Source organism: Ruminococcus sp. 5_1_39BFAA (assembly GCF_964240875.1).
Lineage (GTDB): Bacteria > Bacillota > Clostridia > Lachnospirales > Lachnospiraceae > Blautia_A.
In genome coordinates this window covers 72,012-87,570 of sequence record NZ_CAXSVO010000008.1, presented here as the reverse complement: position 1 = coordinate 87,570, position 15,559 = coordinate 72,012, and the positions used below count along the sequence as shown (strand labels likewise).

The window sequence follows — 15,559 nt, the reverse complement described above, 5'->3', positions numbered from 1 at the left end:
TCAAATCAGGAACGAACTTGTCCATTTCCGTATATAATATATTTGGTGGAAGTCAGCGCCTGCAGTCCCATGGGGCCCCTTGCATGAAGCTTTTGGGTACTGATGCCGATCTCTGCTCCGAATCCGAACTCAAACCCATCTGTAAAACGGGTGGAAGCATTTACATAGACTGCTGCCGCATCCACCTCATCCAGGAATTTCTGTGCATGAGCATAATCGTTTGTAAGTATGGCCTCGGAATGTCCGGTGTTATACCGGTTAATATGAGCAATGGCTTCCTCCACGGATTTTACCACCTTAATGGAAAGGATATAATCCAGATACTCTGTTCCCCAGTCTTCCTCGGCAGCAGGTACAGCATCCGGGATCAGCTTTTTCGCTGCCTCGTCAGCACGCATCTCAACATTTTTTGTGCGCAGCCGCTCAGCCAGGACAGGAAGAAATTCATCCTTTACCTTCTCATGAACCAGCAGGGATTCACAGGCATTACACACGCTCACCCGCTGCGTCTTTGCATTCATCACAATATCTGCAGCATTCTGAAGGTCTGCTGTCTCATCCACGTAAATATGGCAGTTACCCGTACCAGTCTCAATGACCGGAATAGTACTCTGGTTTACTACCGCACTGATCAGCCCTTTGCCTCCGCGGGGGATCAGCACATCCACATACCGGTTCAGCTTCATGAACTCTGCTGCCGTCTCCCTGGAAGTATCGGTGATAAGCTGGACAGCATCCTCTGTCACCCCATTTTCCTTCAGCGCTTCCCTGATACATTCCACAATGGCAGTGTTGGAATGAATGGCATCGCTGCCGCCTTTTAAGATCACGGCATTTCCTGTTTTAAAACAGAGTCCGAAAGCATCCGCCGTTACATTGGGACGCGCTTCATAAATAATCCCGATCACGCCCAGCGGTACTCTCTTCTGCCCTATCATCAAGCCATTGGGACGCTTTTTCATACCTGTGATCTCGCCGATAGGATCCTCAAGTTCAGCCACCTGCCTAAGGCCCTCAGCCATTCCCTCAATTCTGGCTTCACTGAGCATCAGACGGTCGATCATTCCTTCCGGCATGTTGTTCTTTCTGCCGTTTTCCACGTCAACAGCATTGGCTGCAAGAAGCTTATCCGCTGTTTCCGTCAGTTTTTTTGCCACTGCGTTCAGGACTTCATTCTTCTTGTCCGTATGTAAATTTCGAAGGACAATCTCAGCCTCCTTTGCCTGTACGCCCAGCCTTTCCAGCATCTCATTCATCATATTTCCTCCCTTCTGCAAAAGGTTTCTGTTTCCGTCACAATAATCTGCGGAAAAATATCCGTAGGCTCCACTGGCACCTCCTGTACAATCTGAAACGAAAATGCCACTGCCACCCTCTGGATCTGAGGATGTTTTTCCAGAAACCGATCGTAAAAACCGCCGCCATAGCCAACCCTGTGATTCTCCCTGTCAAATGCCACTCCCGGCATGATCATCAGGGCTTCCTCCCAGTCAGCCGCAGTTCCCCCTTCAGGCTCCGGAATCCCGAAATATCCTGGCTTAAGCTGGTCAAAATCTTCCAAAAGGTAAAATACCATATCCTTACCTTCTACTTTTGGCACAGCCACCTCTTTACCCGCTTTCCATGCCTCCTCAATGATAAAGCGTGTCATCACCTCATGGTTATAATCCGCATATGCCAGTATCCTCTCCGCCCTTTTAAAAGCAGGGAGCGCTGTCACCTTTTCCGTGATCTCTTTACTCCATTTTTCTACCTGTTCATCCGTACAGGTCTTCCTTGCAGCAAAAATCTGTTTCCTAATGGCTTGTTTTGTTTCCATATTTTTCACCCAGATTCGTAATACTTCCGTCTTCCTCTTGGATATTAATATTGTCAAGCTGTGTTCTCAGGTTCATCCTTACGCTTGCAATGTATTCTTTTCTGAGCGCCGCCTGCTCCTTTTTTTCCGCCTCGGTCAGACCCTCGCTTTTTGCTTTTCGTGCCAGAACATTGATCCTGTCAATTTTGCTGACTTCCATAAAAGTTTTCCTCCTGTAAATGCTGCCCATACATGGCAGTTTATAAAAGCTTTTCTATGTAATCGATCAGATAAAACTGTTCCTTCTTATGTCCCACGAACAGGGTTCCGCAATCATTTCCCTCGACAATTTTGTGGATCGTATGAAAATCCGCCCCGTTAGCAATGACCATATCCACTCCGGCAGCCGTGGCAATCCTGGCGGCTGTAAGCTTGGTGGCCATTCCTCCTGTGCCCACCTTGCTTCCGGTAGAGCCTTTTCCCATATTCAAAAGGTTCTCGTCCAGACAGTCAACCGTGCGGATAAATTCCGCATCCGGGTTGGTATTGGGGTCATCCGTATAGAGCCCGTCGATATCAGACATCAGGATCAAAAGATCTGCACCGATCAAAGCTGCAACCACAGCAGAAAGAGTATCGTTGTCGCCGAATTTCTCCAATGACTGCATCTCATATGTGGAAATGGAGTCGTTTTCATTTACAATGGGAATGACTCCCATAGCCAGCAGTTCATTAAAGGTATTCTCCGCATTTTTGCGGTTGGCGTTATTGACCATAGTGTTTTTGGTCATCAGGATCTGACCTGCCATCTGATTATATTCTGAAAAAAGCTTCTGATAGATCATCATCAGCCTTGCCTGTCCCACAGAAGCACATGCCTGCTTTTTCTTTAAGTCGGTTGGTTTTTCCTTTAATCCCAGGGCCACGGAACCAACTGCTATAGCTCCTGAGGATACCAAAACCACATCCTTACCCTGATTGTGCAGATCGCCAAGCTCCCTCACCAACACTTCCAGCTTGCCTAAGTTCAGTCTTCCGGTCTGGGAATGCACAAGGGAGGAACTTCCGATTTTGATCACAACACGTTTTTTATCTTTCAACTGTTCCCGATAGTTCATCATTTTAGCCACTCCAGTTTGTCATTATACTTCATTTCCCTATCTTACAACATTTTGTGCCCCTCGTCCACGCTTTTTCTTGGCGCTGCACTAAATTTCAGAAAAATTTCATACTTTCAGCTTGAATAGTTTTCCAGGAAACTATAAAGCTCCTCATAGGTTTTCAGGAATTTTCCCTGTCTGATTTCTTGTGACAGCTTTTCCGGCAGGGATTTTACCGCAATACCAGTCGTCTCATAAACGGTAGTCTGATCACCTTCATAGACCAATACAAACCCATCCTTATCCTTCAGGAAAAAAAGCCCATAATCATCGCTGTCACCTGACGCATTTACCAGCTCGCCCTCTGTGATATCCTCCACAGACAGCCTGGAAGGGAATTCTGAATTTCGCCTGTCTGTCCGCAGATAGGAGCTGTAAAACCCCAGGGATAAAAGGCATAAAAAAACAATAACACTGATACCATAGAAAAATTTACGCATGACCATCGCTCCTTTTTCTCTTAGTATCAGCGTTATTCTTAGAAATATACGGCTTCTGTTACTGGTAAGTTACGGAACCGATCTTATCATTCTGAACGATCTCAACCCAGGTTTTTCCGGGATTTAACTGAATTTCCTGCTCATTGGCATCATAGTAATGAGTCACTCCCCAAACGGCATCCTTTTCCCAGCGGATGTCCACAGCTTTACCTCTGGTGATGAACTTGCCCTGACCTCCGGAAATAGTATCTACATTCAGATAACCGTTCTGGTCGTATGGCTGGTAGGCGGAATACTGAAGGATAATATTGTCGCAGGTAAGCTGCTGACCTGTCAATTCGTCCACATGGGCACCGCCAAACTGGAAACGGCTGTATTTCTTTGTCTCTGCATTATATTCAAACCAGGGATGGTTGTCCGAAAAATTATCAAGATGCACCACATTGGCTGCTGTTCCTGCATCCAGTGTTGTCTCAGTGCCGTCCGCAGCAAACACATAATGTCCTGTGTATTCCGGTTTATAGGACTGGCTGTAGCCCAGAGAAGCAATGCCCTGTGCCAGGTAGGATGCGTTTGTATAGGCATTGTGGGGTGCCTGACGGTCCGAAGTACGGAAATACGTATTTCCAAGATTCAGTCCGTTCAGGTTATCGATCACATGCTGGTCTAAAAACGGAAGGGCGTATGCTGCCTGTCCATAATGAGAATAAATGGCATTAAATTCGTTTGCATAGTAGAGATAATAATCACGGCAGCTTCTTATGGAACCGATTTTTTCAAGAGAATCGTAATCCTCGATAATACTCATAAGACGGGTAATGCCGCCTTCCACCGGAGCCTCATAGACCACCCCTGCATTTCCGATTCCGCTCTGAGGAGCTCCGTTAATATCATTTCCCATCATAAAAGCGATCGGACGTCTCCGACCGATGCTCTCCGGTACATTTTCGCCTGTCAGATAGCTTTTTACCATATTTCCTTCTGTGCCTGTGCCGTCATTTGCCACCATGTCGACCAGGTCTCCCTCCGCATGGACTGCCACTGCTGAACCTGCCAATGCGCAGGAAACAAGAATTCCGGTAAGAAACTTCAACATTTTTTTCTTCATTTTTGTACTCCTTCTCATGTTTGTTCTATGATGTATGTTATTTTTCATTGAATACCCGACCTGCCGCTGCTGTCCTACCTGTTGATTCCAAGCTCCGCAAGTGCAGCCGACTGCTTTGCCTCCATTACTTCTGCTTCCTCCGGAACCATGTGATCATAGCCCAGAAGGTGAAGCATACTGTGCGCAACAAGGAAACAGAACTCACGTTTCACGCTGTGCCCGTATTCCTCCGCCTGTGCAGCAGCACGAGGTGCAGAAATCATAATATCTCCAAGGAGCAGCTCATCCGTATCCAGGTCAAAGCAGGATTCGTCCTCCTCTGCCGCCGAATAATCCGCCGGGGTATCAAACGGAATCATGGGAAAAGAAAGCACATCCGTTGCGGACGCGATCCCTCTGAATTCCGTATTTACCCGCTTGATTTCCTCATTGTCTACCAACACCAGATTCACCTGTGCATCATAAGGGCAGGCTTCCATTTCCAGAACCTTCTCCGCAACCATTCTGGCAAGAGACTCACAGTCCAGGCCCAGGTCAAAATCCGTCTCACATTCATATTGTACTGATACCATTTTTCAGCCTCCTTACTCTATAAGAGTAAATCATTTTAAGACTGCTTGCAAGTGTATTTTTTACTTTATTATTTATAGCACATTTTTTCTGCAGCCCTGTAACCGCCTTTCTCCCATCTCCATATATAATGCTTGAAAAAAAGCCGAATAATAAATATAATAGAAGATGATTTTGCGACATGATAAGGAGGTACTGTTTTGCAATCCATAACCGTTCCATTTGATACCATTGAAGAAATCCAGGAGGTTTTCGGAGTTCAGGATATCTTTTCGAAAATCATTGAAAATAAGCTGACTGTTCAGATAAATGTCCGCGGAGACAAAGTCGAAATTTCCGGTGACAGCTTTATGAATATCAACGCTGCTGTGGATGTGATAGATTCCATGCAGGAATTAGCCGGCAGCGGCCAGAAGATCAATGAAGATACTGTATACAGGCTCATTGACGAGGCTGGTGCAGGAGAATTGACGGAAATCCGCCATGCCATGAAGGATGAGATCACCCTTGACCATAAGGGCAGACCGATACGCTGCAAGACCATCGGACAAAGAAAGTATTTAAATGCTTTGAAGGAAAGCACTGTTACCATCTGTATGGGACCTGCTGGTACCGGAAAAACGTATATGGCTGTTGCCTACGCTGCACAGCTTTTAAAGGACAGCCAGATTGAAAAGATCATAATGAGCAGACCTGCTATAGAAGCAGGCGAAGAAAGGCTGGGCTTTCTTCCGGGTGATCTCGCCCAGAAGGTGGACCCTTATCTCAGACCCTTATACGATGCGCTCAATGACGTATTTGGAAAAGACAGAGCTGATAAATACCGTGAGCGGGGCATTATAGAGATTGCGCCTCTTGCCTACATGCGAGGCAGGACCCTTTCCCATGCAGCCGTCATTGTGGATGAGAGCCAAAATGCCACCCTTTCCACCTTGAAAATGGCCCTTACCAGACTTGGCGAGGATTCCAAAATGATATTGACAGGTGATGTCACACAGATCGACCTGCCCAGAAATTCCAGCTCCGGCCTGCAGCATTGCGCAGAAATCCTGCAGCCCATTGAGGGTGTCAGCGTCATTACCCTGAATAACCGGGATGTAGTGCGAAACCGCATTGTTAGGGATATTGTAAAAGCCTTCGAGAAGGATGAGCAGGCCAGGGAACAAAAGGACAAGCGGGTGAAGCATTCCCGCTGGTAATACGTTTTCACCTATGCCGCATTCGCTGCCGCTAAGCAAATGATATCTTAAAATGATTCTATATCTGCTTTGCGGCAGTCAATCAGGCTCCGGAATCTCATCCACCGTTACGGGTGTCTCTTTCCCCGTTTTCTCGATCACAGTCAGACTTCCCCGGCTGATGCATGATGTTTCATTCACTTCTATTTTTACCTTGTTCTCAGATATTTCTATCCCCGTTTTCATCAGCTTTTCCTCATACCTGTAGAGCATCCTCACAGCCAGCTCCTTAGCCTCTTCTTCCGAATAGACTGCTTTTTCTGTTTTATACTGTGTCCGTGTGACCTTACCCCAAATAAATGGCAGGGTAAAGTTTTCCGTAATGCGCCAGGGAATCTCCTCTACTGCAGTCTTGTATCCTTTTCTGGCTTCTGCTCCTGTTCCCAGGTACCATTCTCCCGCCTTCAGATAGTAAGATGTCTGCACCTTTCCGGTGGGCGTTTCCTTTTGGTATGACAGCGGAAACTCCTGATAGTAGGCAAGCTCATGCCGGATATAAATATCAGCATCCGCATGTACATACTCATGGCGCACCACTTCCTGGCTGTCATTTGTGATATCCACACGCCCCAGCACCAGGATATCGCCAGGTTGACAAACATCCCCTATCTTTACCCGGGGAGTCCCGCTTCTGGTAACCATCTTTACGATTTCTCCTTCCATATCCGCAGTTATACTGCAGGCTTCCCCAGTCTCTTTTATGTCTTCCTTTGTCTGACCCTCCTGTACGGTAAGGATCAGCCTGGTTCCCTCCATTTTGGCCGACACCCAGGTAATATCCGGGTATTTTTTCCGTACCATAGCAGCTATCTCCGAACAGTTTACCTTGTTTTTGGATATCCCGTGGGTGATTCCCTCCCCTTCCAGAAAGGAAAGGATCTCCGGCGTGGAATTGATCACATTGCCCTGTATATGGATATTCCAGATATGACTGGACAGGATTGCAAGAATGCAGATACTGGCAAAGGCCCCGGCAAAAAAGGCTTTTCTTTTTTGATTTCGGAAAAAAAAGAAGGGCAGACCATGCTTTTCCCGGATGTGAATATGTACTCTGGTTTTGCTCCTGATGGGTCCCAGCTTAAAAAAATCTTCTACCGATATGATGGCAGTGAGCATGTTCTCCCCTGCATATTTCACCTGACGTATGGAAATCCCTCTTCCTCTGCACAGATTTAAAAAACGTTCAAGCTGCTCTCCCTCTATGGTAATGTGAACATATCCGGATAAAAATCTCAGGAATTTTTCCATATGCCACCTCACTGTCTTTCCAGAAATATCCCGGTAATAAGCCCGCGCACCTGCATTTCAACAGGCGTATAGCAAGGAATTTCCAGGCGCTTTCCGCAGAGCGTCACCTTTCCTCTTTTTGTGAGAACCACAAGTTTTTCACTGGTATAGGAAAGGATACAGCGGTAGTTTTCAATGACAGCCTGGGTGGGCCCGGTGATGGTAACAATTGTATCCTGGTAAGCCAGATCTCCCGGAACCTCCAACGCTGTTACAAGATTTTCCCGGACGGAGGGTCTGTCATTTTTCAAAGCTTTTTTCCTACCGGTTCTTCTTTTTTTCATAAAAAAATCCCCCCGGCCTTTATCACTAATTTATGCGGGAGGTATTTTTTTATGCGCCAAGGCGCACACTTTTTATGACTCAGCGGAACAGAATTAGAGAAAACCACAAAATTGTATTTCCGCCCAAATTGTATTCCATTTCCCCGGACTCCACAAGCTCATGTGCTACCACTCCATGACTTTCCAGACAGGGGTGCATTCTTTCCGGATGACGGCATGGTTTGCCGTCCAGATAGGCACAGCGCTCACAGATATCACAGGACTCTGTGGAAAGGATGTAAATGGAAAATCCCTGCTCTTCCAGAAATTTTCCAATCTCTGTTGTGATCTGTTCATGGGCATGTCGGGTGGACAGCATTTCCTCCATATTCAGAAGGTCTGAAACCTCGGCAACACTGGAAAAAAACACGCCGTCGGGATAGCTCTTTATCTTCTTTTCGCATTCCTCAAGGCTTCCCACCGCCGGAGGGCATGCCCAGGTGGTTCCGTACCGCTCACATTCCACACGGCAGATAGTACGGACACGTTCCGCCCCATGAATGTCCGCTGTCCTGATCAGTCTGTATTCATAAATGGGATAATTCGCAATAAATTCCTCAAATTTTTCCATATCTAGCATCATAATTTTTCACCACTCATATTCCGCCCTGTACAGCTTCCGGATCCAGTTCCTGCTGTGAGAAAAGGCTTTCTACTGCTGCCTCATATTCCCGCAGATGCTGGGCTTTTTTTATCTTCTTAGCATATTTTTCATAATTAGTAAAAGTTGGCGCCATGTAGTTCCACAGCTCTTTCATGCGGAAAAGCACATTTCTTTCCCCGGAAAGAAGCTCCTGATAATCCCCGTAGATCTGGTCACAAAAGGCACGAAGCGTCCTTTTATCCGGCTGCTTCTTGTTCCGGATCGTACTTACCAGACAGGGATTTGCGATTAATCCTCTTCCATACATAAACCGCTCCATATCCGGGAACTGCAGTACCAGTTTTTCATAATCCTGCGAGCAAAAGATATTTCCATTATAGCAAACAGGAATGGACAGCCTTTCGGCTGCCTTCTGAAATGCTTTAAGTCTTGGCCTTCCTTTATACATATCCTTTTGGATCCTGGGATGGATGATCAGCTCGCTGACCGGATATTTTTCATAGATGTTCAGGAGGTATTCCCAATCCTCCTCATAGTGGGTACCAATCCGTGTCTTGATGGAAATCTTCATATCCAGTCTGGAATAAATCTCATCCAGAAAGGCATCCAGCTTCTCAGGCTCCCCTAAAAAACCGGCTCCCTTTCCTTTTGCCGTCACGGTTCCCGAAGGACATCCAAGGTTTAAATTTACTTCTCTGTGTCCGAACTCCTCTTTCAGCAGAAGAGCCGTCTGGATAAAGTCATCGCTGTTGTTGGTCAGAATCTGAGGAACTACACAAAGCCCCTCATTCGTTTCCCCGGATACCTCGCAGATTTCCTTAAAGCTAAGGCGCTTATTCGGCTTTGCTGAGATAAACGGAGTGAAATACTTGTCCATGGGATGATAAAACCTGTGATACGCACGGCGGTAAATATGATTTGTAATCCCCTCCATAGGGGCCATATAATCCTTCAATCCTGCCACCTCTTGTGTTTTCTCTCCTGATTATAATACGTTTCTGTACTCATTTAAAGTGGAAATTCCATAATGACAGAAAGAAATCGCTTCTCTTCCCCGCCGGAATACTCTGCGCGGATGGTTCCGCGCATATGCTCAGTCAGGGTTTTGCTGATGGTAAGGCCAAGTCCTGTGCCGGCATGGCTTCGGGACTGCTCCTGCATATAGAAACGTTCAAAAAGTCTGTCCGGTTCCTGTATTTCCTGTTCCGGAGAGATATCATTGGAAAAGGAAACCACAAGCTTTTTCTCCTGCATATTTTCCTTCAGACTGATTATCAGCTCGCTTTTTGCATAACGGATACTATTCTGAATCAAATTGGAAAAAATGCGCCGGAAAGCTTCCGCATTTCCCACTGCCGTAGTTTCCTTTCCGAAATCAGGAAGACTTACCGAAAGTCCCTCTTTTTCCAGCAATGTATAATGCTCCAGACAAGTTTCCTTTAAAACCCTTCCCACGTCCACCGATTCCAGCTTTAGCTTAAAGTCGCTGGAGGTCACACGGGAAAGCTCATAAAACTGCGCAGTCAGGTTTTGGAGCGAGTAGGATTTTTTTATGGCAATCTCCAGAAATTCCTTGTTTTCCTCATCCATTTCCTTCGTGTCGATCATTTTCAGATACCCCAGAATAGCCGTGAGCGGTGTTCGCAGGTCATGGCTGATGTTCTCAATCTGCTCCTTCAGCTTTCTCTCATTTTGCATGTAAGAGCGTCTTTCCAGGCGGATCGCCATAAGATTCCCGTTCACTGCTTTCAGCAGTTTTTCCAGTCTTTTATCCGGCGCAGACACTTTTACGACCCTGTTTTCACATAGCTCCCCTGAAATTTCCTCAAGCTCCTTCTGCGCCTTTTCCATAGCTTTATACAAAGCAAGAAGGCGAAATGCCAGATACAGACTCACCCCTGCCAGACAGATTATGATGATAATGTAAAGCATGCTCCGCCTCCTTTTTTATCTTAAAATTCTTGCTTTCTGATCCTCCAGATACCAAGTGCCAGAAAGATTACGATTCCTGCAAAACCAGAGATGATGCACCTGGAAAATCCGGCAGCGGTATCCCAAAGGCAATAATAATCAGAATAGGTCACAATGGCATCCATCTGTGTAAATCCGTATGGCATCCATTCTACGATCTTTCTGACAAACTCAACCTTTAATCCTACAAAAAACAATGCCATTGGAATCACATAATAAACAACTGCCCAGATCATCACTGCTGTCAAGTCCTTCTGAAACAGGATTCCCAATACGATTGCAAAAATAAGCGAAGCTGCTGCAGAAGGAAGAACTGCCGCCGTTCCGGTCAGCATTTCTCGTAAAGCAATCCATTCCGGATCCGGACGGAGCAGATATGCGCTTCCCACGTAAACTGCCAGAACAATGCACAGCATCAAAAAAGTAAATCCAAAGGCAACAATACATTTTCCAAGGAACATCTTTTCCCTGCTGATTCCATAGGATACCACATTCTTCAAAACTCCGTTTTTTCTGTCATCCCAGAAAAGCCATCCTGCAATACACGCTCCCAGAACCACCAGACAGTAGATACTCCCTGTATACATGTTCAGAAAGAACCGAAAGCTCCCATACCGGAAATTTGGAATATTGTGTGATGCTATCGTCAAGACCACGTTCAGGAACAGAACCAGGCCTGACAGGATTGCAGTTGCGAAATAGAAATTCTTTCCTTTAAGGGTTCGGTAACATTCACTTCTCATATAATTTAACATCTCTCGGCACCTCCGTTTTTCAGATTCATGTAGTAGCTTTCCAGGGACTGCTGCTTTTTCGCCAGCTCCAGGATACGGATTCCCGCGCTGCTGGCCAGAGCTCCGTAATCCTCCGCATTCTTCCCTGCATTCAGGATATGGATCCGACCATCCGGCAAGATCCGGTAATCCCTGTGATTCATTTCCCTTTCCAGCAATACCACATACTGTTCCGGTTCCGACACCATGATCTCCACATAATCCGCACACTTTTTATGAAGTTCTTTTGCAGAAATCTGCTCCAGAAGCACGCCGTTTTTCAAAAAGCCGTATACGGTGGCAATCTGTTCCAGCTCGCTTAAAATATGGCTGGAAACCACGATGGTGATGTTTTTGTCTCTGTTTAATTTCAAAAGAATGTTTCGCATTTCGATGATCCCGCTGGGGTCTAAACCATTGATGGGCTCATCCAGCAGCAATACTTCCGGTACTCCAATCAGGGCAATGGCAAGCCCAAGGCGCTGTTTCATACCAAGAGAAAGTGTTTTGCAGAGCTTCTTTCTATATGGTTGAAGTCCTGTAATCTCCAAAGCCTCTTCCACTGCTTCTTTGCCAGGAATCCCCTTCTGGATCCTGTAATACTCCATATTTTTCTCAATAGACAGATCAGGATAAAAGCCCGGATTTTCTATCAGAACGCCCATACGGGTACGCATCTCGTTCACTTCCCTGGGAAGAGTTTTTCCAAACAGGGCAATTTCTCCTGCTGACGGAAAAATCTGTCCTGCCAGAAGCTTTAAAAAGGTTGATTTTCCGGCTCCATTATCACCGATCAGTCCGTAGATTTCTCCCCGTCTGATTGAAACATTCACTTTATTCAGTGCACAGAAGCTTTTGTAGTTCTTTGTCAGTTGTCTTGTCTCTGTCACATAGCCTTCCATTTTGTTATCCTTTCCTTTCGTGAGTATCATTGATTACAGGATATAATATAATACCTGCCCCTTAAATAAGTCCTCAAGAAAGTTTAAAGAAATCATAAAGATGTATATTATGCCATTTTAAAGCCGATTCCCCAGATAGTTTTTATATATTCCTCCTCCGCATCCGCCGCGCTGATCTTCTTCCGCAGATTACTCACATGTACGTTTACCGTATTGTCCTCTCCGTAATATCCGCCCTTCCATACCTGCTCATACAGGGCTTCTCTCGAAAAAACCTTATCCGGCGTCTGCATCAGGATCTGTAAGATCTCATACTCATGTGGTGTCAGGGTAAGCTCCTTTCCGTTTACGGTCACCTTTCTGGATTCCGGAAAAAGACAAAGATTTTTAAACTGAAGGCTGTCTTTTTCATTTTTAGGAGCAGTTCCCGCTCCCTTTTCTCCTCTGCGCAGGCAGGCAAAGACACGCGCTGCAAGCTCCTCCGGCTCAAAAGGTTTTGTCATGTAATCGTCAGCGCCGGAAGTAAGAAGCGAAACCTTATCTGAGAGGGAGGATTTTGCCGAAAGCACCAGCACAGGTACCTCACTCTTCATTTTATCCCGGATATTTGCAAGCAGCGTTTCCCCATTCATTCCCGGAAGCATAAGGTCCAGGATGACCAGACGGAAGGCTTCCATTTCCAGCCTGAGAAGGGCCTCCGTACCAGAAAAGGACTGTACCGTTTCATAGTTTTCTCTTTTTAAAACTGCTGCGATCAGATTGTTAATGTCTGCATCATCTTCCACGATCAAAATTCTGTTTTTCTCTTCCATTTCTCTTTCCTCATGCTGTTAATACTTTCTTTTTCCAGTGCCCTGTTCTGTACCAGCACCAGGAAATCAGATAATTCACACCCCAGCCCATGGGAACCGCATACCATATCATGGAAATTCCCCATATCGGCGAACAGAGCTGTGCCACTGCCACCCGGATTCCCAGATTGACCAGATTGGCTATCATATATACCTTCATATCTCCTGCCCCTCTCAAGACGCCATCCGTGATGGCTTTAAACCCGAGGAAGGAAAAGAAGATCCCAACGAACCGAAAATATGCTGTGCCTGTCTGAAATGCCACCGGTGAACTGCTTTCGTTTACAAAGGCTGAGACAACTGGCCTGTAAAACAGTTGGGAAATCAGTATCAGTACAGCACCGAAACCGATAATAATACCATAGGAAGCTCTGTAACCTCTGCTGACGCGCTCTGTTTTTCCCGCTCCCAGATTCTGTGCAGTAAAGGTAGATACCGCATTTCCTGTGGCGATCATAGGCACAATACATATGGACTCCAGCCTTGATCCGGCGGAAAAGCCAGCCAGCGCAGAAGACCCGAACTGGTTCACTGCAGACTGGGTGAGCAGCATTCCGATACTGACAATAGACTGCTGTATAATGGAGGGAATGGCAATTTTCGTGCCTGCCCACAACATGTCTCTGCGAAACACAGGAGCCCTTCCCTCTGTTGGATAGTTTTTCATCAAACGCAGAAGGATCACCAGGGAAATAACCGCGGAAATCCCTTGTGCAATAACCGTGGCGATGGCAGCTCCAGCCACTCCAAGCTTCAGACCTCCTACCATCCACAGGTCCATGATGATATTCAGGATGGAAGAAAAGATCAATAACCCAAGTGGAATATTGGATTTTCCCAAAGCATTAAAATCCGATGAAAGAATATTATACATAAACATAAAGGGAAGGCCCATAAAATAAATCTGCAAATATAAAACCGCATCCCCCATGATATTGTCGGGAGTCTTTAGAAGCCGCAGAATAGCCGGATTGGCGATCAGCCCGAAAACAGCCAGCAATATGCTGACTGCGAAAAAAGTAATAAGGAATGTATATACGGAGCTTTTCATTTCTTTATACCGTTCCGCTCCAAGGTACTGGCTGGTAAGCACGGAAGCTCCGATTCCGCCTCCGATGGCAATCATAATAAACACCGTGGTAAAAGAATAAGATGCGCCTACTGCCGCCAGCGCATCCTCCCCTACCAGATTTCCTACAATGATGGAATCTGCCATATTGTAAAATTGCTGAAAAAGATTTCCCACGATCATGGGAAGTGCAAAAAGGAACAGTGCGCGCCCCGGCGCTTCTGTCACCAAAGCTGACTTTGTTTTCATAATTCTAAACCTTCTTTACTCAAATCTCATATCACTGCACAGAAAAATCAACCCATCTGTCCTTACCTGTTGCTTTTGCCTTATATAGAGCTTTATCTGCTTCTGAAATGTAACTCATCCATTCTTTATCCTTCACCTGCTCCAAAGCGGGAAAGCCGGTATAAATGCCAATGCTGACTGTAATACCTCGCGGATCCTGCTCAGACGGGCCAATGATCAGGGTGCGGATAACTGTATTAAATCTTTCTGCTTTTTCGGCTGGTGCATTTCCAGACAGACCGGCTCCTACATAAAGGAATTCCTCTCCACCATAGCGAAAAAGAAACTCATGTTCCGGATCCAGCTCCTGGTTCAGGCACCATGCCATACGCCGCAGGCATTCATCCCCCTGCTGATGTCCGTAAATATCATTATAATCTTTAAATGAATCTATATCTAACATCATTACAGTCATTGCAAGCTTTTTTTCGGCACAGTGCTGATAGAGACTGTCCATTTTCTCATTAAGCCTTCTCCGGTTCAAAAGACCTGTCAAAGCATCATGGTTTGCAATATGGCTTAGTTTTCGGTTTTTGTCTTTCATTTCCTCCTGCATCAGGTAGCTTTTACGGTCTAAAACATAACGGCGTGCAGAGATTGATAAACATATAATGCTCATAATGGTAGTATTAACCTTGGAGCCATACATATCTATGGGTTCTGCGCAAAATACCGGTAATCCCAGGCAGAGAAAAATCTGTACACCCAAAAACACAACGCAAGCCTGCAAAGGGGTCATATAAACCAATACAGCAACCGTAAATGTTGTAATAAGATAGACGCTGATATTATCGGAAACCCGCTGATCATAAATGGTCACACAAGCGCTCCATATCATCAGAAAAAGGCCAAAAAAGAACTGCATCCCCATGATCCGTCCGGATGAATCCGGCAGGCGCTTCCCCATGTACTTACATACAAGCAGACCTGCAGCAGCCACTGACAGCAATATTACATAAAGTATAGTATAAACCCGGCTGGCAGCACTATGCAGTGTCCCATTGGTATAATGTAATGTATATAAAATATTATATACCTGTATGCATATGATCAGCCACAGAAAAACAGGATCATAGCGGAGAACATGCCTGGCACACAACAAAGTATAATCTTCTTCATGCTCCTTGGACATGGGACAGAATATCATTTTTCGAATCTCTCGTATCATTTTATTAAC

Annotated in this window: 18 protein-coding genes; 1 reads left to right on the top strand and 17 read right to left on the bottom strand. The window is 45.8% G+C overall.

Annotated features, from left to right (window positions below):
- Window positions 1–5: 5 nt before the first annotated feature.
- From ACESZH_RS10840 to ybeY, 7 genes are all read right to left on the bottom strand, one after another.
- Entirely contained in the window at window positions 6–1,256 is a 1,251-nt protein-coding gene (locus ACESZH_RS10840) for a glutamate-5-semialdehyde dehydrogenase (RefSeq protein WP_373215086.1), read from the bottom strand.
- On the bottom strand, window positions 1,256–1,819 hold the full coding sequence (locus ACESZH_RS10835) for a 5-formyltetrahydrofolate cyclo-ligase (protein WP_373214940.1): 564 nt from the start codon (window positions 1,817–1,819) through the stop codon (window positions 1,256–1,258). The genes ACESZH_RS10840 and ACESZH_RS10835 overlap by 1 nt, the downstream gene beginning before the upstream one ends.
- A complete protein-coding gene (locus ACESZH_RS10830) occupies window positions 1,797–2,018 on the bottom strand; it encodes a DUF896 domain-containing protein (RefSeq protein WP_373214939.1) in 222 nt (73 codons plus the stop codon). Before ACESZH_RS10830 ends, ACESZH_RS10835 begins: the two co-directional genes overlap by 23 nt.
- Before the next feature lie 40 nt (window positions 2,019–2,058).
- Window positions 2,059–2,916: a glutamate 5-kinase gene (gene proB / locus ACESZH_RS10825; RefSeq protein WP_373215083.1), complete on the bottom strand. Its 858-nt coding sequence runs from the start codon at window positions 2,914–2,916 to the stop codon at window positions 2,059–2,061.
- A 116-nt stretch (window positions 2,917–3,032) separates the two neighbouring features.
- Complete coding sequence (locus tag ACESZH_RS10820) at window positions 3,033–3,398, bottom strand: hypothetical protein (protein WP_373214937.1); 366 nt, start codon at window positions 3,396–3,398, stop codon at window positions 3,033–3,035.
- Window positions 3,399–3,456: 58 nt separating this feature from the next.
- The gene (locus ACESZH_RS10815) at window positions 3,457–4,506 is read right to left on the bottom strand and encodes a DUF3048 domain-containing protein (protein WP_373214936.1); all 1,050 of its coding nucleotides are present in this window, start codon (window positions 4,504–4,506) and stop codon (window positions 3,457–3,459) included.
- 74 nt (window positions 4,507–4,580) lie between these two features.
- Entirely contained in the window at window positions 4,581–5,078 is a 498-nt protein-coding gene (gene ybeY, locus ACESZH_RS10810; protein WP_373214935.1) for an rRNA maturation RNase YbeY, read from the bottom strand.
- Window positions 5,079–5,276: 198 nt separating this feature from the next.
- On the opposite strand from ybeY, the gene ACESZH_RS10805 reads away from it, so the two are divergent.
- Window positions 5,277–6,275 carry a PhoH family protein gene (locus ACESZH_RS10805; protein ID WP_373214932.1) on the top strand — a complete coding sequence of 333 codons (999 nt, stop codon included), beginning with the start codon at window positions 5,277–5,279 and terminating at the stop codon, window positions 6,273–6,275.
- A 78-nt stretch (window positions 6,276–6,353) separates the two neighbouring features.
- Here ACESZH_RS10805 and ACESZH_RS10800 read toward each other — a convergent pair whose 3' ends face one another.
- The 10 genes from ACESZH_RS10800 to ACESZH_RS10755 form a co-directional block, all read right to left on the bottom strand.
- Window positions 6,354–7,562, bottom strand: coding sequence for a sporulation protein YqfD (locus ACESZH_RS10800; RefSeq protein ID WP_373214929.1), 1,209 nt, complete (start codon window positions 7,560–7,562; stop codon window positions 6,354–6,356).
- A gap of 8 nt (window positions 7,563–7,570) precedes the next feature.
- Window positions 7,571–7,885, bottom strand: a complete 315-nt coding sequence (locus ACESZH_RS10795) for a YabP/YqfC family sporulation protein (protein ID WP_373214927.1) — start codon at window positions 7,883–7,885, stop codon at window positions 7,571–7,573.
- A 79-nt stretch (window positions 7,886–7,964) separates the two neighbouring features.
- Window positions 7,965–8,507: a DUF2284 domain-containing protein gene (locus ACESZH_RS10790; RefSeq protein ID WP_373214926.1), complete on the bottom strand. Its 543-nt coding sequence runs from the start codon at window positions 8,505–8,507 to the stop codon at window positions 7,965–7,967.
- A 13-nt stretch (window positions 8,508–8,520) separates the two neighbouring features.
- Window positions 8,521–9,483, bottom strand: a complete 963-nt coding sequence (locus tag ACESZH_RS10785; RefSeq protein ID WP_373214924.1) for a tRNA dihydrouridine synthase — start codon at window positions 9,481–9,483, stop codon at window positions 8,521–8,523.
- Window positions 9,484–9,536: 53 nt separating this feature from the next.
- Window positions 9,537–10,460 (bottom strand): sensor histidine kinase, encoded by a 924-nt coding sequence (locus ACESZH_RS10780; protein ID WP_373214922.1) that lies wholly within the window; start codon window positions 10,458–10,460, stop codon window positions 9,537–9,539.
- Between the two features lie 20 nt (window positions 10,461–10,480).
- Window positions 10,481–11,254, bottom strand: coding sequence for an ABC transporter permease (locus tag ACESZH_RS10775; RefSeq protein ID WP_373214920.1), 774 nt, complete (start codon window positions 11,252–11,254; stop codon window positions 10,481–10,483).
- The gene (locus ACESZH_RS10770) at window positions 11,248–12,174 is read right to left on the bottom strand and encodes an ABC transporter ATP-binding protein (protein ID WP_373214918.1); all 927 of its coding nucleotides are present in this window, start codon (window positions 12,172–12,174) and stop codon (window positions 11,248–11,250) included. Before ACESZH_RS10770 ends, ACESZH_RS10775 begins: the two co-directional genes overlap by 7 nt.
- A gap of 107 nt (window positions 12,175–12,281) precedes the next feature.
- Complete coding sequence (locus tag ACESZH_RS10765; RefSeq protein WP_373214915.1) at window positions 12,282–12,986, bottom strand: response regulator transcription factor; 705 nt, start codon at window positions 12,984–12,986, stop codon at window positions 12,282–12,284.
- Between the two features lie 10 nt (window positions 12,987–12,996).
- On the bottom strand, window positions 12,997–14,343 hold the full coding sequence (locus tag ACESZH_RS10760; RefSeq protein ID WP_373214913.1) for an MATE family efflux transporter: 1,347 nt from the start codon (window positions 14,341–14,343) through the stop codon (window positions 12,997–12,999).
- Between the two features lie 31 nt (window positions 14,344–14,374).
- A complete protein-coding gene (locus ACESZH_RS10755) occupies window positions 14,375–15,550 on the bottom strand; it encodes a GGDEF domain-containing protein (RefSeq protein WP_373214911.1) in 1,176 nt (391 codons plus the stop codon).
- Window positions 15,551–15,559: the final 9 nt, after the last annotated feature.

Coding starts and splice junctions, on each gene's coding strand:
- ACESZH_RS10780 (WP_373214922.1), bottom strand. CDS start 10,460: ATGCTTTACATTATCATCATAATCTGTCTGGCAGGGGTGAGTCTGTAT.
- ACESZH_RS10800 (WP_373214929.1), bottom strand. CDS start 7,562: ATGGAAAAATTCCTGAGATTTTTATCCGGATATGTTCACATTACCATA.
- ACESZH_RS10765 (WP_373214915.1), bottom strand. CDS start 12,986: ATGGAAGAGAAAAACAGAATTTTGATCGTGGAAGATGATGCAGACATT.
- ACESZH_RS10795 (WP_373214927.1), bottom strand. CDS start 7,885: ATGAAAAAAAGAAGAACCGGTAGGAAAAAAGCTTTGAAAAATGACAGA.
- proB (WP_373215083.1), bottom strand. CDS start 2,916: ATGAACTATCGGGAACAGTTGAAAGATAAAAAACGTGTTGTGATCAAA.
- ACESZH_RS10755 (WP_373214911.1), bottom strand. CDS start 15,550: ATGATACGAGAGATTCGAAAAATGATATTCTGTCCCATGTCCAAGGAG.
- ACESZH_RS10830 (WP_373214939.1), bottom strand. CDS start 2,018: ATGGAAGTCAGCAAAATTGACAGGATCAATGTTCTGGCACGAAAAGCA.
- ACESZH_RS10790 (WP_373214926.1), bottom strand. CDS start 8,507: ATGATGCTAGATATGGAAAAATTTGAGGAATTTATTGCGAATTATCCC.
- ybeY (WP_373214935.1), bottom strand. CDS start 5,078: ATGGTATCAGTACAATATGAATGTGAGACGGATTTTGACCTGGGCCTG.
- ACESZH_RS10820 (WP_373214937.1), bottom strand. CDS start 3,398: ATGCGTAAATTTTTCTATGGTATCAGTGTTATTGTTTTTTTATGCCTT.
- ACESZH_RS10770 (WP_373214918.1), bottom strand. CDS start 12,174: ATGGAAGGCTATGTGACAGAGACAAGACAACTGACAAAGAACTACAAA.
- ACESZH_RS10835 (WP_373214940.1), bottom strand. CDS start 1,819: ATGGAAACAAAACAAGCCATTAGGAAACAGATTTTTGCTGCAAGGAAG.
- ACESZH_RS10760 (WP_373214913.1), bottom strand. CDS start 14,343: ATGAAAACAAAGTCAGCTTTGGTGACAGAAGCGCCGGGGCGCGCACTG.
- ACESZH_RS10840 (WP_373215086.1), bottom strand. CDS start 1,256: ATGAATGAGATGCTGGAAAGGCTGGGCGTACAGGCAAAGGAGGCTGAG.
- ACESZH_RS10775 (WP_373214920.1), bottom strand. CDS start 11,254: ATGTTAAATTATATGAGAAGTGAATGTTACCGAACCCTTAAAGGAAAG.
- ACESZH_RS10815 (WP_373214936.1), bottom strand. CDS start 4,506: ATGAAGAAAAAAATGTTGAAGTTTCTTACCGGAATTCTTGTTTCCTGC.